Consider the following 18,915-nt stretch of genomic DNA (forward strand, 5'->3'; position numbering starts at 1 on the left):
GGCGCCGTCAATGCGCCTGCATATTGGAAAAAAGATTGAGCACCGCGACGCCCGAGATGATCAGCGCGAGCCCGATGATCGCGGGCCAGTCCGGCACCTGCCGATAGAGCACGAGCGCGACGAGCGTGATCAGCACGATGCCCGCGCCCGACCAGATCGCATAGACGATGCCGACCGGCATGCTCTTCAACGTCATCGACAAACAATAAAACGCGATGCCGTACCCCATCGCGACGATCAACGTCGGGCCGAGCTTCGTGAAGCCGTCCGCGGCGCGCAACGCCGACGTGCCGATCACCTCGGCGACGATCGCGATCACGAGCCATGCGTAACCGGGCACTCGCATCGCGTCAGGCTTTCGGCAACGCCAATGCGTCGTAGGCATGGCCGAGCTGCGCGCACAACGCCTCGACAACGAGTTCGTGATCGGCGCGCTGCGGCAGCCCCGACACGGTCACCGAGCCGATCACGCCCGCGCTCGCGACAGTCAGCGGAAACGCGCCGCCATGCGACGCATATTCGGTCGCGGGCAGACCATGCTTATCGGCGAGCGTCGTTCCCGCCTGCTGCATGCGCAGGCCGAGTGCGTATGAACTGCGCCGGAAGTGCGCAACGGTATTGCTCTTGCGGCGCGCCCAATCGACGTTGTCGGGTGTCGCGCCGTCGAGCGACGCGAAGAACAGCGGCAGGCCGAACGTGCGCACGTCGATGGCGACCGCGTGGCCGCGCGCGAGCGCAAGCTCGCGCAAGCGGGCACCGAGCGCCCATGCCTGCGCGGCATCGAATTGCGGGAACACGAGCGCCTTTTCCTGTGCGGCGATCGACTGTAGATCGAGAGCGATATCCATGAATGAAGCGTGCGTGCGTCCGTCTGTGGAAACAAAAAATAAGAGAGAGCCGACTGCGCGCGCCATCGGCATGCAACGGCTATGAGAACCGCTCGATTCTAGCTCAGCGTCCGTCGGCAGCCGTCCCCGAACGCCGTGCGCGAAAGAAAATCGTCGAAAAGGAATTGCTTTGCCTCGAAAAGCTCTTTATAATCTTGTTTTTCGTCGGACGCGGGGTGGAGCAGTCTGGCAGCTCGTCGGGCTCATAACCCGAAGGTCGTAGGTTCAAATCCTACCCCCGCAACCATACCGAGTGTTCGTCAAATTCTCGGCCTTTCTTTCGGCCAGTCGAACTTGGTGTGGGTCATCAGTTGCATCGGCTTTTTTCAGCCTAATCTCCTCATTTCCACCTCGTCGCTTTGCATCTGCGCCATGTGTTGCGGTATCGCTCCGCGTGGGCTCGCCTAGCTGAGTCCGTATGAAATGTCGCGCAGCAAGCTCGGCCGCAATCCGCGATTGATTGACTGACAAATTCCCCGAGGCATCCACACTCGCATGTGGCACATGCACGCTCGGCCGCCCCCATCATGCCAACGGACGATCTCGGCTAGGTGTCAAAGCATCCGCCGATACGGAGCGGCAACGTAAAGGTTCCCCATTGTCGGCAAATCGCGGAGCCGTCACCAAGCTGAATTCAGCTCCCAGGTTCCCGAGGCAACTGGACCGATATGCATTGACACCGCACCGCCGATCGACTAAGCCCATCCCGCCAGTTCGAGCCGGTCGCCTTCCAAATAATATTCACAATTCATCAATCCAAAAAAATAAATTATAAAGTGAAATAAAATCAACCATCAAAAATCATCAGCCAAATCAAAAAATAAAGTCAGCCATTAAATTTAAATCAAAGAAAATAAAAATTTTCCGCAACTCAATTTTTTCCTGCTTCCACGCCCCTACAATATCGCCAAATCCAAAACCAATTTGTCGGATGGAAATATACTTGACCCACCTTCGATGCAATAAAATTGACAGACCGATAAAATGCCGAAAAAAAGAATCCTCACCATTCAATATTCGCAAAGCGGCCAATTGACCGAAGTTGCGAATCATTTCATGCAACCGCTCGAATCAAGCAGTGAGATCACGATTCGCAACCTAATATTAAAACCTATTCCTGATTATTCGTTTCCGTGGTCGTTCTGGCAATTTCTGAATATTCTCCCTGAAACAGTCCGACTCGTTCCTCCAGCACTCGAGCCATTCGAACTTGACTATGAAAAGCCGTTCGACTTGATCATTCTGTTTTATCAGGTCTGGTATCTCAGTCCTTCGCCACCGGTCACGGCATTTCTGAAAAGTGACGAGGGTCGGCGTTTATTGAAGGGACGCCCTGTCATCACCGTCATTGTCTGCCGAAATATGTGGCTCACTGCGCAGCAGACGGTGAAGCGGCTTCTGCAAGAAGCCGGCGCGCACCTGCGCGACAACGTCGCACTGACCGATCGGGCGCCCACATGGAAAACTTTGATCACCACTCCACGTTGGATGATGACGGGCAAACGTGGCCCATGGTTGGGACTGCCGCGAGCGGGCGTATCACTTGCAGACGCTGCCGACGCCGCTCGTTTCGGCGATGCCATCAAACTTGCGTTGAAAAACGGCGACCTCGAGCGTCATACGAAGCCAATGCTGAGCGGACTCGGCGCCGTTGCCGTCAACCCTTCGATCATCCTGAGCGAGCGCATCGCCTATCGGGGATTCCGCGTCTGGTCGGCCGCTATCATGCGGGCCGGAAAAATCGGCCCCTGGGCGAGACGCGCCATGCTGTTCGCTTTCGCGATCTGGCTCGTCGTCGCCATTCTATTCATTCTTCCCGTCTCTTCTTTCGTGCGTCAGATGATCCGCCTGTTCATGCGAGGTCGCCTCGACAGCATGCAACGTTATTACGAGCAGCCGTCTGGATCGAGTCGTCACCTTAACCCATCGAGGTAAACAATGAGCCTCCATCCCGCCTATATCACCCGTGTCTCCAGTTTTCTACCCGGCAACCCAATCGACAACGACCATATCGAAAAAGTCCTCGGATACATCGGGGGCCAGCCGTCCCGTGCCCGCTCGATTATTCTACGCAACAACGGCATCAAACAGCGCCATTATGTGTTGGATGCCGAAAGCGGTCTGCCGCAATACAGCAACGCCGATATCACCGTCGAAGCGATTAAGGGCTTATGTGACGATCGATTTTCCATCGATGAAATCGAATGCCTGTCGACCGGCACCACACTGCCCGACCAGCTCATGCCCAATCACGGCGTGATGGTTCATGGCCAGCTCGGCACGCCGGCATGCGAGGTCGTTGCGACTTCCGGCATTTGCGTCGCCGGCATGACGGCTTTGAAGTATGGCTATTTATCCGTTACGTCAGGCAACACGCGCAATGCTGTCACGGCCGCCTCCGAAGCGGTATCCGTACACTTGCACGCGCGCAACTTCGAAAAAGAAAACGAAACGCTACTCGACGAGTTGCACCAGCGCCCCGAAATCGCATTCGAGAAAGACTTCCTGCGCTGGATGCTGTCCGATGGCGCAGGTGCGGTTCTGATCGAAAACCAGCCGCGCAAAAATTCGCTGTCGCTGAAAATCGATTGGATCGACATATTCTCGTATGCGCACGCGCTGCCCACGTGCATGTATGCCGGCGCGGAGAAGAACGACGAAGGAAATACGGTCGGCTGGCGAAATTTTTCGCCCGAAGAGCAAGCCGCGCGCTCCATTTTCGCAATCAAGCAGGATGTCCGATTGCTCAATGAGAATGTTGTTTCACACACGCTGAGCAAACCACTGCAGACAGTCATCGCAAAGCGAGGTTTGTCCGCCAAAGATATTGATTGGTTCCTGCCGCACATGTCATCCGAATATTTCCGTAAGCCTATTGGCCAGGCACTCGATGAAATCGGCTTCTCTATTCCCGAAAAACGCTGGTTCACGAATCTCGCAACCAAAGGAAATACTGGCGCTGCCTCTATTTACATCATGTTGGACGATTTACTCAAACGAGGCAATCTTGCCTTAGGCCAGCGAATCCTGTGCTTCGTGCCGGAAAGCGGACGGTTTTCGAGTGCGTTTATGCATCTGACTGCAACTGAAAAATAAGCCCCTCTCCATATTCATCCAAACCGGCTTTTTAGATTAAAGAAATTTTTCTTGCCAATAAAGGAAATGGAAAAATGGACGACGTCACGCAAAAAGTCAAAAATGTCACGGCCAAGCAACTGGGTATTGACGAGGCAAATATCAAACTCACTGACTCTTTCACTCGCGACTTGGGTGCCGACTCTCTGGACCGGGTAGAGCTGATCATGACACTCGAAGAGGAACTCTGCATTTCGATTCCCAATAGTGACGCGGATAAGCTCGAAACGCCGCAACAGGTCGTTGACTACATACAAGCCGTGGCAAACCGTGAATAGCCTACGACATGGCTCAAAACCGATCCGCTCAGAAAATGCTGCGGCGCCCAGTGGATTAACTCGCGCCTGAGTACGCGAGTCGGAAACCGCAATGTGCTCGGGATGAAATTTCGTATCTCCGGAATACCTTGTATCAAATCGATTCGGAATAGACGTATGGTCCAGAAACAGACTCAGAGAAGAAAATTTCGGGTGGCGCGCATTCGAGCCGCTCGCCCGAAATCGCGCGCGCCCCCTCTTCGAAGCGCATAGCGGAATCTATCGCATCGGTTGCGCGAGCGTGCCCAGCACCCCGTCGTTATCCGCGCCCAGCGCCGGGCTCGGGCCATGTGTCGCGCACGCATTGTCGAAAAAGATCGGCAGGTTGAATGCCGGCTTGCCGCCGTCATCCAATACCATGCCGCGTGCGCGCAACTGCGCGTTGTCCAGCGCCTCGCCGAGCGTCAGAACCGGTGTCACGCACGCGTCGGCCGCCTCGAGCAGTTCGACCCACGCATCGCGCGGCCTCGTCAAGAACAGCAGCGTGAGCAGCCAGCGCAGCGGCGCGAGTATGCGGCGCGCATCGCGCGGATCGGTTGTTGTCTTGCCGAACGGCTGCAGCTTCGCGCGAGCGGCGGCTTGTGGATCGTCGGGCGCAGCGCTCGGCGCGCTGGCCGGCCGCGGCGCAAACTTGCGCGCGACAACGCGGTTCACCCACCCCGGCAGCGCCGGCGCGATGCCCGTGAGCAACGCGCGGAAAAATTTCGGCTCCAGCGCGCCGATCGCGAGATGGCGCCCATCGCGGCATCGGTAGATCGCGTAGTTCGGCAGCGCGCCCGTGAAAACGTCGCAGCCACGCGGCAACGCCGCGCCGTGCTGACGCAATGCGGCCAGCGCCATCACTTGCAGCGCGGCGGAGCCATCGGCCATCCCGACATCGACGAACGAACCCACACCCGACGCGCGCGCACCGAACAGCGCCGCCAGGATGCCGATCGCGCACGTCAGCGAACCGCCGGCAAGATCGGCGATCTGCAGGTTCGACATCGCCGGCGGGCCGCCGTGCGCGCCGATCTGGTCGAGCACGCCGGCGATCGCCAGATAGTTCACGTCATGGCCCGCCCGATCGCGGTAAGGCCCTGTCTGGCCATATCCGGTCAGCGCCGCATAGACGAGGCGGGGGTTGATCCGCTTCAACGTGTCGTAGCCGCAGCCGAGCTTGTCCATCACCCCCGGGCGGAACGATTCGAGCACGACGTCCGCCTCGGCAACCAGCGCCTTGAAACGCGCGACGTCGTCGGACTGCCGCAGATCGAGCGTGATCGAGCGCTTGCCGCGATTCACCTGCTCGAAAAGCTCGGCCGACGCGCGCGCGTAGTCGCCGCCGGGCTCCTCGATCTTGATCACGTCCGCGCCGAGTTGCGCCAGATAAAGCGAACAGAACGGTCCGGGCAGCAAGCGCGACAAATCGAGCACGCGCACGCCGCGCAGCAGCGGATTGGTGGGGCAAGTCTCCATCGCCGGATGGGGATCGGCGTTCGGCGGCGTGCTCAAAGCAGCGATTTCGTATCGAACAAGGTTTCGATCTGCTGAGCCAGCATGACGTCTCCCGACAGTTTCAACTTGCCGCTCATCACGGCCATCGTGCCGTCGAGCTTGCCGCTCAGCAGATCGACCAGATCGTCGTCGGACAGCCGCAGCGTCAAATCTGCGTCGTCGGCCTGTCCTTCGACGGCCGAGCATTGGCCGTCGCGGATGCGCAGATACGTCGGCTGCGAAATGTCGAACTGGATCGTCTTATTGACGTGGTCGCCGCCGCGGTAGAGGGTCGGCAGTTGCTGAAGCGCGTCGACTGCATTCATGGTGTCTCCTGAAGGGTGATGACACGTCGATAGGCGGGCGCGCAAATGCGCAAGCGCGCCCGGGTCGCGATCAATCGGCGAAAACGGCTCCGCGCTCGGCCATATCGAGCAGCGACGCAGGCGGCGCAAAGCGCTCGCCATAACGCTGCGCGAGCGCCTGCGCCCGCGCGACGAACGCTTTCACGCCGTAAGCGTTGATGTATTGCAGCACGCCGCCGTGCTGCGGACAGAAGCCGAGCGCGAACACGCTGCCGATGTTCGCATCGGCCACGTTCGTGACGATCTGCTCGTCGAACGCGCGCACGGCCTCGAGCGCCTGCGCGAACAGCACCCGCTCGGCGATTTCGTGCTCGTCGAGCGGCGCTTGCGGCGCGAAATGCCGGCTAAGTTCGGGCCATACGCGCTTGCCGCCGGCGCCGTAGTCGTAAATGCCGCGGCCGTCCTTCTTGCCGGTACGCCCAAGCTCGACCAGCGTGCGCAGCGTGTCTTCCGCGCCGCTTGGCTGGTACGCGTCGCCAAGATCCTTCTGGGTTTGGGTCATGATCGCGAGCGGCAGCGTCAGGCTCACTTCATCGAGCACGGTGAGCGGGCCGACCGGCATGCCGGCCTTGACCGCGGCCATGTCGACGCGCCGCGGGTTTTGGCCCTCGGCGACGAGACGCGCGCCCTCGGCGATATAGCGCGAGAACACGCGCGACGTATAAAAGCCGCGCCCGTCGTTGACGACGATCGGCGTCTTGCCGATCTGCAACACGAAGTCGAACGCGCGCGCGATCGTCTCCGGCGACGTCTTCGCACCGCGGATGATCTCGACGAGCGGCATCTTGTCGACCGGCGAGAAGAAGTGGATGCCGACGAACCGCTCGGCGCGGCTCGACGCCTCGGCCAGCCCGGTGATCGGCAGCGTCGACGTGTTGGACGCGAACACGCCGTCCGGCGCCATCACCGCCTCGGCCTCCTGCGTCACGCGCGCCTTGAGGTCGCGGTCCTCGAACACGGCTTCGATGATCAAGTCGCAGCCCGCCAGATCGGCCGCATCGGCGCTCGGATGGATGCGCGCGAGCAGCGCCTCCTTCTTCTGCGGCGTGCTGCGGCGCTTCGCAATCGCCTCGTCGAGCAATTGCGCCGAATAGTCGCGGCCCTTTTCGGCGGCTTCCTTCGACACGTCCTTGAGCACCACGTCGATGCCCGCCTTCGCCGCGGCATACGCGATGCCGGCCCCCATCATGCCCGCGCCGAGCACGCCCAGCTTGCCGACGCGCGACGCCGGCACGCCGGCCGGCCGCGACGCGCCCTTCTTCAGCGCATTGAGCTGATACCAGAACGTCCCGATCATGTTCCGGCAAACCTGCGACGTTGCCGCATGCGCGAAATAGCGGCTTTCGACACGCAGCCCGCTGTCGATATCGAGCAGACAGCCTTCGAATACGCACGACAGGATATCGGTGGCGGCCGGATACAGGCGCTGGGTTTTCGCGCTCGCGATCGCCGGGGCGATCGAGAACACCTGCACGATGCCCGGATGCTTCGAATCCCCGCCCGGAATGCGGAAATCCTTGCGGTCCCAAGGTTGAACCGGCTTGGGATTCGCCCGCGCCCAGGCTTTCGCGCTCGCCAGCAGTTCGTCACGGTTGGCCGCGAGCGCATCGATCAGCCCTTCGGCGAGCGCTTTTTCCGCCCGCAGCGTCTTGCCTTCGAGCAGCAACAGCAGCGCGCGCTGAATGCCGATCAGGCGCGGCAGACGCTGCGTGCCGCCCCCGCCCGGCAACAAGCCGAGCTTGACCTCAGGCAAGCCGACCTGCAGCTTCGCATCGTCGATGGCAATCCGGTGGTGGCACGCGAGCGCAAGCTCGTAGCCTCCGCCGAGCGCGGTGCCGTTGAGCGCGGCCACGACCGGCTTGCCGCTTTTCTCGATGCGGCGCAGCAGCGCCTTGTAATCGTCGGCCAGTTGCATCGCTTGTTGCGGCGTGTCGATCGCGTACAGCCGGTCGATATCCGCGCCGGCGATGAAATCCGCCTTGCCCGAGGTGATGACCGCGCCGTTGACCGCCTGATCGGCTTCGATACGCGCGAGCACCGCTGCGAACGCCCCGGCGAACGCGTCGTCGAGCACGTTCATGCTGCGGCCCGGCAAGTCGATCGTGACGGTCAGGATGCCGTCGTGGTCCAGCTCGGTATGAATGGCATGCGTCGTCATGGCTCAAACCCGTTCGATGATGGTGGCGATACCCATGCCCGCGCCGACGCAAAGCGTGACGAGCGCGGTCGATTGATCGGTGCGCTCGAGCTCGTCGAGCGCGGTGCCAAGCAGCATGCAGCCGGTCGCGCCGAGCGGATGGCCCATCGCAATCGCGCCGCCGTTGACGTTGACGCGCTCGAGCCCGATGCCGAGTTCGTGCGCGGTGCGCATCGGCACTGCGGCGAATGCCTCGTTGACCTCGACGAGGTCGATATCGCCCGCGTTCATGCCGGCCTTGGCAAGCGCCTTGCGGCAAGCCGGCGTCGTGCCCGTCAGCATGATGGTCGGGTCGGAGCCGATCACGGCCGTCGCGCGAATGCGCGCGCGCGGCTTCAACCCCTGCTGCGCGCCGGCGTCGCGACTGCCGATCAGCATCAGCGCGGCGCCATCGACGATGCCCGACGAGTTGCCGGCGTGATGCACGTGATCGACGGCTTCCAGTTCGGTGTACTTGCGCAGCGCGGTCGCATCGAACCCCATCTGGCCGATCATCGCGAACGACGGCTCGAGCGCGCCCAGCTTCTCGAGCGACGTATCCGGGCGGATCGTCTCGTCGCACTCGAGCACCACCACGCCGTTGACGTCGCGCACCGGTACGAGCGAGCGCGCGAAGCGCCCTTCGCGGCGCGCGGCATCGGCGCGCTGGTGCGAGCGCAGCGCGAATGCGTCGACATCCTGCCGGCTGTAGCCCATCTGCGTCGCGATCACATCCGCGCCGATGCCCTGCGGAACGAACTGCAGCGCATCGTTGACGCGCGGGTCCATGTACCACGCGCCGCCGTCCGAGCCCATCGTCCAGCGCGACATGCTCTCGACACCGCCCGCGACGACGAGATCCTCCTGCCCCGACATGACCTTCATCGCGGCCAGATTCACGGATTCGAGCCCGGATGCGCAGAAGCGGTTCTGCGTGACGCCCGCGATGCGCTCGTCCCACCCCGCGTACAGCACCGATACGCGCGCGAGATTCGAGCCCTGCTCGCCGATCGGGGTGACCACGCCCAGCACGACGTCATCGACCCGGCTCGTGTCGAGCCGGTTGCGCTCGCGCAGCGCATCGTAGAGATTCTTCAGCAGATGGATCGGTGTGATCTGATGCAGGCTGCCGTCCTTCTTGCCCTTGCCGCGCGGCGTGCGCACGGCGTCATAGATGAATGCGTCTGTCATGGGTCCGTTCCGCAGGAGTGGACGAGGGGAATCGCTTCTGCGCTGGCATCCGGCATGCCAGGCATGCCAGGCGCCGGCCGCGCTACATGAACCGCGCGACCAGCTCGCGCATGATTTCGTTGGTGCCGCCGTAGATGCGTTGCGCGCGCGTATCCGCATAGATGCGCGCGATCGGGTATTCGAGCATGTAGCCGTAGCCGCCGTGCAATTGCAGGCACTGGTCGGTCACGCGGCTTTGCATCTCGGTGATCCAGAATTTCGCGGCAGCCGCCGCATCCGGCGCCAGCGCGTTCTTCAGCACAAGCTCCAGGCACCGGTCGACGAATACCCTGCCGATCGCGATCTCGGCACGCATCTCGGCGAGCTTGAAGCGGGTGTTTTGATAAGCGGCGACCGGCTTGCCGAACACGTTGCGCTGATCCGTATAATCCTTCGCGAGCCGCCAACTCGTCTCGGCCGCGGCCTGCGACGTGATCGCAATGATCATCCGCTCCCACGCAAGCTCCTTCATCAGCATGATGAAGCCCTGCCCTTCGACGCTGCCGAGCAGATTCGAGCGCGGCACGCGCACGTCCGAGAAGAACAGCTCGGCCGTATCCTGCCCCTTCATGCCGATCTTCTCGAGCGGCCGGCCTTTGGTGAAGCCCGGGCGATCCGCCTCGACGAGAATCAATGAGATATCTTGCGAGCCCTTGCCGCTGCCGCCCGTCTTCGCGACGACGATCACGAGATCGCTCAGATAACCGTTCGTGATGAAGATCTTGCTGCCGTTGATCACGTAGTCGTCGCCGTCGGCGACGGCGGTGGTCTTGACCGCCTGCAGATCCGACCCCGTACCGGGCTCGGTCATCGCGATCGCGCTGATGACTTCGCCGCTGGCGAGCTTGGGCAGCCAGTGGCGTTTCTGCTCGTCGGTGCCGAAATTGAGGATATACGGCGCGCAAATGTCCGAATGCAGCGCGAAGCCGAGGCTGCTGTCGCACGCATACGCGGCCTCCTCGATCAGGATCGTCGAATACAGGCGGTCGCCGCCTGCGCCGCCGTATTCCTCGGGAATCGCCGTGCACAGAAAACCGAGTTCGCCCGCGCGCTTCCAGATATCGCGATCGACATGCTGCTGCGCTTCCCAGCGCTTGCGATTCGGCGTGACCTCCTGCTCGAGAAAGCGTCGGAACTGCCGGCGGAACTCTTCGTGCTCGGGGCCAAACAGGGTGCGAGGAATCATGAAAACGTCTCCGAGGGAAATCGACCGGCACTTGCCGCTACGCGTGGATCACGCGCGCCCGGCACTCACCCAAATATGTAATTTATTTACACTTAAATAAATTTCATTAAAATCAAATTGGCGAATGCATCGTATATTTCGGGGAAAATCCCCGTCAACATTCAAATACAAGGGTAAACGCGAATTGATATCGAAAATGTAATTTCATTACACATTAGACTCAACCAATTCTGAAAACTATGGGTGAAACACCAACGAAACGCAGGCCGGCGGTCGAGGCTCGCATCGAAGAGGCCACCATGCGACTCGCCACGCACCAATCGCCCGACGAGATTTCGTTCGTCGAAGTCGCGGCGCAAGCGCATTGCTCACTGCAAACGCTGTACCGGTATTACGGCAGCATGGAGGATCTGTGGCTCGCCTGTGCCGGGCGCGTGCTCAAGCATCTCGGCGACCGGATCATCGATCACCTGCAGGCGATTGAAAGCTACAAGGACCGGATGAGAAAGGTGTTCTGGCTCATGCTCGATTTCTTCGAGCGCCATGACAATTTCATCAAGCTGTTCATGGAAACCGTGCATTTCCAGCGCTGGATGAACGACATTTCATTCAAGCAGCCCGAGGTGAGCCGGGTCGTGCTCGACATGATCGCCGAAGGGCAGGCCAGCGGCATCCTGACGAACGAAGTCGACAAGGTCGCCATCCTCGATTTCATCTACGGCGTCGTGTTCCGTTTCGTTCAAATGCATCAAATCCGCCGCATCAAGCAATCGAATGCGCAACGATCGAATGCACTGTTTGAAATGCTGTGGCGGGCAATCGCGAATCCTCATCCGCACCCTCATCCCCCGCGCGAGGGAAAGGGCGAACGCGGCTAGCGCGGCTGGCGCGACAAACCCGGCGTTTCAAACGGCCCGGCACGCGCCATCGCATCAAGGCCCGCTCTATTGTCGGACGCGCGGCGCTTCGTCCGGCAGCCGGCACGACTTACCGGTTTGCATCGGCAGCGGCCGCCGCGAACCGTCATGCACCGCCGCCAAGCAGCGAACATCCCGCGAACCGCGCGCAAACACCCGGCAAACCCGGCGAAAGTCCGGTGCCTGCCGCCATCACAGCCGCCGCGCGCCCGGCGGCGCCGGCGCGGCGCGCATACGCAGCCGCCACTCCCGGCCTGCGCGGCGTTCGAGAATGCCGCCTGCCGGTGATACACTCGCATCACTCTTTGCGAACCCGTTTCTATGAAATTCTGCTCCGTTTGCGGCCACGAAGTGATCGCGCGCATCCCGCCTGGAGACAATCGCGAGCGCTTCGTCTGCGACCATTGCGGCACGATCCATTATCAGAACCCGCGCAACGTCGTCGGCACGATCCCCGTCTGGGGCGATCAGGTGCTGCTGTGCCGCCGCGCGATCGAGCCGCGCTACGGATACTGGACGCTGCCTGCGGGCTTCATGGAAATGGGCGAGACGACGGCCGAGGCCGCCGCGCGCGAAACGCTGGAGGAAGCGGGCGCGCGCGTCGAGGTGCAAAACCTGTTTTCGCTGCTGAACGTGCCGCACGTTCATCAGGTGCATCTGTTCTACCTTGCGCGGCTTGTCGATCCGGCGTTCGAGGCGGGCGAGGAAAGCCTCGAGGTGCGTCTTTTCGACGAGGCCGACATTCCGTGGGACGACATCGCGTTTCCGACTGTCAGCCAAACGCTGCGCTTTTTCTTCGCCGATCGCGAAGCCGGCGATTACGGCATCCATACCGGCGATATCTTCCGTTCGCTGCGCAACGGCTAGGCGCGCGCATGGTCCCCTGGCTCGGCCCCGGCGATCCGTTTCCGAGCGTCGAGCACGCGCTCGGCGCGGCGAGCGGCGCGCCCGGCCTGCTCGCGGCGAGCGCCGATCTGCCGCCGGCGCGCCTCGTCGACGCGTACCGCCACGGCATCTTCCCGTGGTACTCGGACGGGCAGCCGGTGCTGTGGTGGAGCCCCGATCCGAGAATGATTCTCGCGCCGGCCGAGTTCCGGGTTTCGGCCACGTTCAGAAAAACGCTCAAGCGCGTGATGCGCGATCCGCGCTGGGAAATCCGCGTCGATCACGATTTTGCCGGCGTGATGCGCGCCTGCGCGCAAGCGCCGCGCCGCGGACAGCAAGGCACATGGATCACGCCGGAGATCGTCGACGCGTATTCGTCGCTGCACCGTGCGGGCGACGCACACAGCATCGAAACCTGGCTCGACGGCAAGCGGGTGGGCGGTCTCTATGGCGTATCGTTCGGCCGGATGTTCTTCGGCGAATCGATGTACGCGAATGTCGCCGACGCGTCGAAAATTGCGCTCGCCGCGCTCGTCGCGCATCTACTCGATCATAAAGTGGAAATGATAGACTGCCAGCAAAACACGTCGCATCTGGCATCGCTCGGCGGTCGCGAAATCACGCGCCGCGCGTTTGTCGCGCATGTGCGCCGTGCGGCGGCGCAACCCGCGATTCCGTGGCGATTCGACAAGACCGCCATCGCCAGCTTGCTCGGCCGCCGCATGGCGGCGACGGGTGCCGCCGGCCGTTAGCTTCGCATGACACGAGACATTGAGAGCCGCCCATGACTCATCCCACTGAGCTGCCGCTTTCACCCCTTTCGGCGCTGCAATTTTATGCAACCGCCCCCTACCCGTGCAGCTATCTGGACGGCCGGATCGCGCGCTCGCAAGTGGCCACGCCGAGCCACCTGATCAATTCGGACATCTACACCGAACTCGTGAAAGCAGGCTTCCGGCGCTCCGGCGTGTTCACGTACCGGCCCTATTGCGACGGTTGCCGCGCATGCGTGCCGGTGCGCGTGCCGACCGACGCGTTCACGCCGAACCGTACGCAGCGGCGCACGTGGAAACGCCATCGGACACTCGTCGCGACGGTTTCCCCGCTGCATTACGACGAGGAGCACTACGCGCTCTACATGCGCTACCAGTCGGCCCGCCACGCGGGCGGCGGAATGGATCGCGACAGCCGCGACCAATACGAACAGTTTCTGCTGCAAAGCCGGATCAATTCGCGGCTCGTCGAATTTCGCGATCACGAACCGCCGGCGAGCGACGTGGGCAGGCTGCGCATGGTCAGCATGATCGACATCCTCGGCGACGGGCTGTCGTCGGTCTATACGTTCTTCGATCCGGACGACGTCCACGCGAGCTACGGCACCTACAACATTCTCTGGCAAATCGAACAGGCCAAGAGCCTGCGTCTGCCATACGTCTATCTGGGCTACTGGATCGGGGAAAGTCAGAAAATGGCGTACAAGGCCAACTTCCATCCGCTGGAGGGTCTCGTCGACGGCCGCTGGAAAGTGCTCGATCCGGCGCACGTCGATCTGCCCCCCGTCGACGCCGCGCTCGCGCGTGCGCCGCTGCCGGGTGGCCATTCCGGCACGCGCTGACGCCCGCCGCCTGAGCCGCCCGGATGAGGCCGTCCCGCCGCGCGGCGGGCGCGGCAGCGCATCTCGGCTAAAATAACGGGTTGTCAATTTTTCGGCTGCTGCCTTCTGTCCCGTGTTCAGCTCCCTTTATCCACTCGCGCGCGCGTCCCTCTTCAAGATGGATGCGGAAGACGCTCACCATCTGACGCTGCGCATGCTCGGCGTCGCCGGCCGCTCCGGTCTCGCCTGCGCGCTCGCCGCGCGCGTGCCCGATGCGCCCCGCACGGTAATGGGGCTGACGTTCCGCAATCCGGTCGGCCTCGCGGCCGGCCTCGACAAGGACGGCGCGTGCATCGACGGGCTCGCCGCGCTCGGCTTCGGCTTCATTGAGGTGGGCACGGTCACGCCGCGGGCGCAGCCCGGCAATCCGCGCCCGCGCATGTTCCGGCTGCCCGACGCAGGGGCGCTGATCAACCGGATGGGTTTCAACAACGGCGGCGTCGAGCAGTTCGTCAGGAACGTGCAGGCGGCCCGCTACCGGGGTGTGCTGGGCCTGAACATCGGCAAGAACGCCGATACGCCGATCGAGCGCGCGGCGGACGATTACTTGTATTGCCTCGAGCGCGTCTATCCGTTCGCGAGCTACGTGACGATCAACATCTCGTCGCCAAACACCAAGAACCTGCGCCAGTTGCAAGGCGCGAACGAACTCGATTCGCTGCTCGCCGCCCTCAAGGACAAGCAGCAGCGCCTGGCCGACCTGCACGGCAAGCACGTGCCGCTCGCGCTGAAGATCGCGCCCGATCTCGACGACGAGCAGGTCAAGGAAATCGCTTCGATGCTGCTGCGCCACCGCATCGAAGCAGTCATCGCGACCAATACGACGCTGTCGCGCGAAGCGGTCAAGGGGCTGCCGCACGCGGACGAGGCAGGCGGGCTGTCCGGCAGGCCGGTGCTCGACGCGTCGAACGCGGTGATCCGCAAGCTGCGCGCGGAACTGGGCGACGCGATCCCGATCATCGGCGTCGGCGGCATCTTCTCGGGCGACGATGCGCGTGCGAAACTCGCCGCGGGCGCGTCGCTCGTGCAGCTCTACACGGGCTTCATCTACCGCGGTCCGGCGCTCGTCGCCGAATGCGCAAAGGCGCTCGCCCACCATCACGCCCGTTGATATAGAAATAAACAAACTATATTTAGCTATCGATTGCTATTTAGCTATCATCCCGGTCCCGATACCCGTGCCTTACCCGAGGCGGAGGAAACAACACGATGAAATTCGCATTGCTGAAGAAACTCATGGCTGCCGGCCTGATCGGCGCGTCGCTCATCGGCGCGACTGCACACGCGGCCGACTTGCTCGATGAGGTCAAACAACGCGGCACGCTGCGCATCGGCCTCGAAGGCACGTTCCCGCCGTTCAACTCGAAGAGCGCGCAAGGCGATCTCGTCGGCTTCGACGTCGATATCGCAAAGGCCATCGCGGCGAAGCTTGGCGTGAAGCCCGAGTTCGTGACCACCGAATGGAGCGGCATCATCGCCGGCCTGCAGGCCGGCAAGTTCGACGTGATCGTCAACCAGGTCGGCATCACCGACAAGCGCCGCGAAACGCTCGACTTCTCCCCGGCCTACACGTACTCGAACGCGCAACTCATCCAGCGCAAGGACGATACCCGCGAGTTCAAGTCGCTCGATGCGCTCAAGGGCAAGAAGCTCGGCGTCGCGCTCGGCACGAACTATATGGACATGGCCAAGTCGATACCGGGCATCGACGTGAAGACCTATCCGGGCGCGCCCGAGTATCTGCGAGATCTGGCCGCCGGTCGTCTCGACGCGGCGCTCAACGACCGCCTGATGCTCGCGTACCTGATGAAGAACTCGCAGTTGCCGCTGCGCCCGGGCGCGAACGTCGGCTCGGCCAACTCGTCGGGCATTCCTTTCAAGAAGGGCAATCCGAAGTTCGCCAAGGCGATCGCCGATGCGATGACGCAGCTCGAAGCCGATGGCACGTTCACGAAGATCTCGGACAAGTGGTTCGGCATCGACGTGACGAAACCCGCCAAGTAACCGGTCAACGCCTCGTCCGGCCAAGCGCGCGGCTTGCCGCGCGCAGCCTGCGGCAAACCAGGGCGGCACGTATGACGATGCCGCCCTTTGCATTGCGCGTCCGGTTTATGATTGCGCTTTCGCGCAAGCCACGCCACGCTTCACATGTCGACCACTTCCCTCCTCGTCCAATCGCTTCCGGTCCTGCTGCAGGGCGCGCTGTTGACCGTCAAGTTCGCCGCGCTCTCGATGGTGGTCGGCCTCGCCGGCGGTGTCGTGCTCGCCCTGATGGGCATCGGCGGCAACGCGTTCGTTGCCGGCCTCGCGCGCGCCTACGTCAGCGTGATGCGCGGCACGCCCCTGCTCGTGCAGATTTTCGTCATTTATTACGGACTGCCAAGCCTAGGCTTGTCGCTCGATCCGACACCCGCCGGCGTGATCGCGCTGTCCGCGAACGTTGCCGCGTATCTGTCCGAAAGCATGCGCGGTGCGATCAACGGCATCGATAAGGGGCAATGGCTCGCCGCCTACAGCCTCGGGCTGTCGTGGCAGCAGACGCTGCGCCACGTGATCGGGCCGCAGGCGCTGCGCATTGCGGTGCCGAGCCTGTCGAACAGCCTCATCAGCCTGATCAAGGACACCTCGCTCGTCTCGGTGATCACGGTCACCGAGCTGCTGCGCAGCGCGCAGGAGATCATCGCCTCGACCTATCAGCCGCTGCCGCTCTATCTCGCCGCGGCGGCCGTCTATTGGGTGCTGTGCCAGCTCCTCGAGTGGGCGCAGCGCTGGTACGAGCGCCGGCTCGCGCTGCCGGGCCGGCATTGAGCGCGCCCGGGCCGGCGCGATGCCGGCCCGGGCGCGGCGGGCAGCGTCAGTCCATCGGATAGCGCACGCCGAGCGCCGCGCGCGCCGCATCGGTCATCGCGATCATCCGGCGGGAATGATCGTGCGTCATCACCGGGCTTTCGAGCGCCCCCGCGCGCAGCAGCTCGCATAAATGCGCGGCTTCGTAATTGAGGCCGCCGCCGTCGAACGGCTCGTCAAGCTCGACGACGCGGCCGTCCGCATAACGGATCGTCGCCCGCGCCGGATTCCACCAGTTCTCGTGAATGGTTACGGTGCCGCCGCTGGCGGCAAGCAAAGCGTCGCCGCGCCCCATCACGTCGAGTCCGCAAAAGAGCTGCGATATGCCGCGCTCGTGCCGTGCGTTGACGCTCGCGAACACGTCGACGCCGGTCGCGCCGACACGGCCGAGTGTCTGCATATCGAGCATGGCGCCAAGCCAGTCGACCGCCAGGAACATTTCGTAGATGCCGATATCGAGCAGCGCGCCGCCCGCGTGCTCCGCGCGATAGACGGGATGCCCGGCGGGCACCGTCGACGATGCGCAGCCGGCGCGCACGAGCGCGATGTCGCCGATCGGGTCGCTGGCCAGATGCGCGCGCAATTTTCGGTATAGCGGATAGAACGGCGGCTTCATCGCCTCCATGAACAGACACTGCGAGGCGCGCGCGGCGGCGAGCACCGTTTCGAGTTCCCGTGCGTTGACGGTCGCGGGCTTCTCGCACAACACCGCCTTGCCGGCGTCGAGCGCCGCGCACGCGTAGTACGCATGGCTGTCGTTGAGCGTCGCGATATAGACAGCGTCGATATCGGAAGCAAGCAGCGCGTCGAAGCTGCCGACGCATGCGCCGCCGTATTCACGGCAAAATTCGGCGGCCGCGTCGGCGCGGCGCGCCCAGACGTGCGCAAGCGCGGCGTCGCGCACATGCGCAAGCCCTTGAGCAAATCTGCGCGCGATGCTGCCCGCGCCGACAATGCCGAAACGAATCGGCGCCGGAGGATGTTCGGTCATCGATGAAGATTCCGTGTCGCTGAACAAGCCGGCGTAAAGCAAAAAGCCGGGCCGGCCGCCATGATAAACGGCCGGCATGCGCCACGGTGATACACCGACGCGATCAGCCCCGTTCGGGCAACTCCACCGCGAAGTCGCGCATCTCCTCCACCGTGTAGCCGATCAGATCGAGCGCGGCGGCTTCCGCCTCGCGTGCATCGCGCCGCTCGATCGCCTCGACCACCCGCGCGTGCGACTTGAACGCGAGCGCGCGAATGCCCTCGCGCTGGCTCATCCGGCGATTCACGAGCCGCAGCGCGCCGCGAATGATCGCCGCCATCTGCTGGAAAAACTGATTGCCGCTCGCATGCACGATCCGCGTATGCAGCAGCTCATCAGCCTCGTCATAGGCCGACGAACCCGGCTCGGCAAGCTTGAACAGCTCGAAAGCCTCGCGAATGCCCACGATCTCCGCCGTGCTCGCGCGCATCGCCGCCTGTGCGGTCGCACGCGGCTCGATCAGCGTGCGGAACTCGATGACGTCGCGCATGAACTGCGGGTCCGGTTTTGCGCGGAAACGCCAGTTCACCACGTCCTCGTCGATCATCCGCCAATCGTGCATCGGCCGCACGCGCGTACCGACCTTCGGCCGCACATCCAGCATGTCGCGCGCAAGCAACATCGACAGCGCCTCGCGCATCACCGTGCGGCTGACGTCGAAGTCCTTCGACAGCACATCCTGCGGCGGCAATATGCCGCCATACTTGTCCTCGACGATTCCCGCGACAAGCCCATCCATCACTTTGCTGACCAGTGACCGGTCTTTTCCCTGCTCCATGAGACCTCCCCGAACATTACCTGTATTGGCAC

General features: G+C 62.8%; 20 protein-coding genes and 1 tRNA gene. 11 read left to right on the forward strand and 10 right to left on the reverse strand.

Going from position 1 to position 18,915, the window contains the following annotated elements; translation table 11 throughout:
* Positions 1–7 precede the first annotated feature (7 nt).
* Together AQ611_RS11105 and AQ611_RS11110 are read right to left on the reverse strand one after the other, a co-directional pair.
* Positions 8–346 carry a DMT family transporter gene (locus tag AQ611_RS11105; protein WP_059518408.1) on the reverse strand — a complete coding sequence of 113 codons (339 nt, stop codon included), beginning with the start codon at positions 344–346 and terminating at the stop codon, positions 8–10.
* Positions 347–350: 4 nt separating this feature from the next.
* Positions 351–848 carry a heme-degrading domain-containing protein gene (locus tag AQ611_RS11110; RefSeq protein WP_069234554.1) on the reverse strand — a complete coding sequence of 166 codons (498 nt, stop codon included), beginning with the start codon at positions 846–848 and terminating at the stop codon, positions 351–353.
* A gap of 209 nt (positions 849–1,057) precedes the next feature.
* On the opposite strand from AQ611_RS11110, the gene AQ611_RS11115 reads away from it, so the two are divergent.
* A tRNA-Met gene (locus tag AQ611_RS11115) sits at positions 1,058–1,134 on the forward strand.
* Positions 1,135–1,700: 566 nt separating this feature from the next.
* Here the strand turns inward: AQ611_RS11115 and AQ611_RS26125 are convergent.
* Entirely contained in the window at positions 1,701–1,940 is a 240-nt protein-coding gene (locus AQ611_RS26125; protein WP_180978158.1) for a hypothetical protein, read from the reverse strand.
* 3 nt (positions 1,941–1,943) lie between these two features.
* Here AQ611_RS26125 and AQ611_RS11120 point away from each other — a divergent pair, with 3 nt between their 5' ends.
* From AQ611_RS11120 to acpP, 3 genes are all read left to right on the forward strand, one after another.
* The gene (locus tag AQ611_RS11120) at positions 1,944–2,822 is read left to right on the forward strand and encodes a dialkylrecorsinol condensing enzyme (protein ID WP_269465974.1); all 879 of its coding nucleotides are present in this window, start codon (positions 1,944–1,946) and stop codon (positions 2,820–2,822) included.
* Positions 2,823–2,825: 3 nt separating this feature from the next.
* Entirely contained in the window at positions 2,826–3,983 is a 1,158-nt protein-coding gene (locus AQ611_RS11125; protein WP_069234555.1) for a beta-ketoacyl-ACP synthase III, read from the forward strand.
* 74 nt (positions 3,984–4,057) lie between these two features.
* Complete coding sequence (gene acpP, locus AQ611_RS11130) at positions 4,058–4,300, forward strand: acyl carrier protein (protein ID WP_069234556.1); 243 nt, start codon at positions 4,058–4,060, stop codon at positions 4,298–4,300.
* Positions 4,301–4,558: 258 nt separating this feature from the next.
* On the opposite strand, the gene AQ611_RS11135 is transcribed toward acpP, so the two are convergent.
* From AQ611_RS11135 to AQ611_RS11155, 5 genes are all read right to left on the reverse strand, one after another.
* On the reverse strand, positions 4,559–5,833 hold the full coding sequence (locus AQ611_RS11135) for a CaiB/BaiF CoA transferase family protein (protein WP_231935827.1): 1,275 nt from the start codon (positions 5,831–5,833) through the stop codon (positions 4,559–4,561).
* On the reverse strand, positions 5,830–6,141 hold the full coding sequence (locus AQ611_RS11140; RefSeq protein WP_059518417.1) for an SCP2 sterol-binding domain-containing protein: 312 nt from the start codon (positions 6,139–6,141) through the stop codon (positions 5,830–5,832). Before AQ611_RS11140 ends, AQ611_RS11135 begins: the two co-directional genes overlap by 4 nt.
* Before the next feature lie 70 nt (positions 6,142–6,211).
* Positions 6,212–8,338 carry a 3-hydroxyacyl-CoA dehydrogenase NAD-binding domain-containing protein gene (locus tag AQ611_RS11145; RefSeq protein WP_069234557.1) on the reverse strand — a complete coding sequence of 709 codons (2,127 nt, stop codon included), beginning with the start codon at positions 8,336–8,338 and terminating at the stop codon, positions 6,212–6,214.
* A 3-nt stretch (positions 8,339–8,341) separates the two neighbouring features.
* Positions 8,342–9,547, reverse strand: a complete 1,206-nt coding sequence (locus AQ611_RS11150) for an acetyl-CoA C-acetyltransferase (protein WP_069234558.1) — start codon at positions 9,545–9,547, stop codon at positions 8,342–8,344.
* 82 nt (positions 9,548–9,629) lie between these two features.
* Complete coding sequence (locus AQ611_RS11155; RefSeq protein ID WP_069234559.1) at positions 9,630–10,772, reverse strand: acyl-CoA dehydrogenase family protein; 1,143 nt, start codon at positions 10,770–10,772, stop codon at positions 9,630–9,632.
* A 299-nt stretch (positions 10,773–11,071) separates the two neighbouring features.
* Here AQ611_RS11155 and AQ611_RS11160 point away from each other — a divergent pair, with 299 nt between their 5' ends.
* The 7 genes from AQ611_RS11160 (at position 11,072) to AQ611_RS11190 (ending at position 17,036) form a co-directional block, all read left to right on the forward strand.
* Complete coding sequence (locus AQ611_RS11160) at positions 11,072–11,650, forward strand: TetR/AcrR family transcriptional regulator (RefSeq protein ID WP_176704098.1); 579 nt, start codon at positions 11,072–11,074, stop codon at positions 11,648–11,650.
* Between the two features lie 360 nt (positions 11,651–12,010).
* Positions 12,011–12,556 (forward strand): NUDIX hydrolase, encoded by a 546-nt coding sequence (locus tag AQ611_RS11165; RefSeq protein WP_059518427.1) that lies wholly within the window; start codon positions 12,011–12,013, stop codon positions 12,554–12,556.
* 8 nt (positions 12,557–12,564) lie between these two features.
* Complete coding sequence (gene aat, locus AQ611_RS11170; protein ID WP_069234560.1) at positions 12,565–13,326, forward strand: leucyl/phenylalanyl-tRNA--protein transferase; 762 nt, start codon at positions 12,565–12,567, stop codon at positions 13,324–13,326.
* A 32-nt stretch (positions 13,327–13,358) separates the two neighbouring features.
* Positions 13,359–14,189, forward strand: coding sequence for an arginyltransferase (locus AQ611_RS11175; protein ID WP_059518431.1), 831 nt, complete (start codon positions 13,359–13,361; stop codon positions 14,187–14,189).
* 112 nt (positions 14,190–14,301) lie between these two features.
* Positions 14,302–15,339 (forward strand): quinone-dependent dihydroorotate dehydrogenase, encoded by a 1,038-nt coding sequence (locus tag AQ611_RS11180; RefSeq protein ID WP_059518433.1) that lies wholly within the window; start codon positions 14,302–14,304, stop codon positions 15,337–15,339.
* A gap of 98 nt (positions 15,340–15,437) precedes the next feature.
* Entirely contained in the window at positions 15,438–16,232 is a 795-nt protein-coding gene (locus AQ611_RS11185; protein ID WP_059518435.1) for a cystine ABC transporter substrate-binding protein, read from the forward strand.
* Between the two features lie 144 nt (positions 16,233–16,376).
* Entirely contained in the window at positions 16,377–17,036 is a 660-nt protein-coding gene (locus AQ611_RS11190; RefSeq protein WP_069234561.1) for an amino acid ABC transporter permease, read from the forward strand.
* A gap of 46 nt (positions 17,037–17,082) precedes the next feature.
* Here the strand turns inward: AQ611_RS11190 and AQ611_RS11195 are convergent, their stop codons facing one another.
* On the reverse strand, positions 17,083–18,066 hold the full coding sequence (locus AQ611_RS11195; protein ID WP_069235267.1) for a Gfo/Idh/MocA family protein: 984 nt from the start codon (positions 18,064–18,066) through the stop codon (positions 17,083–17,085).
* Positions 18,067–18,169: 103 nt separating this feature from the next.
* Positions 18,170–18,883, reverse strand: a complete 714-nt coding sequence (locus AQ611_RS11200; protein ID WP_059518439.1) for a FadR/GntR family transcriptional regulator — start codon at positions 18,881–18,883, stop codon at positions 18,170–18,172.
* Positions 18,884–18,915: the final 32 nt, after the last annotated feature.

This window comes from Burkholderia singularis, assembly GCF_001718875.1.
Lineage (GTDB): Bacteria > Pseudomonadota > Gammaproteobacteria > Burkholderiales > Burkholderiaceae > Burkholderia > Burkholderia singularis.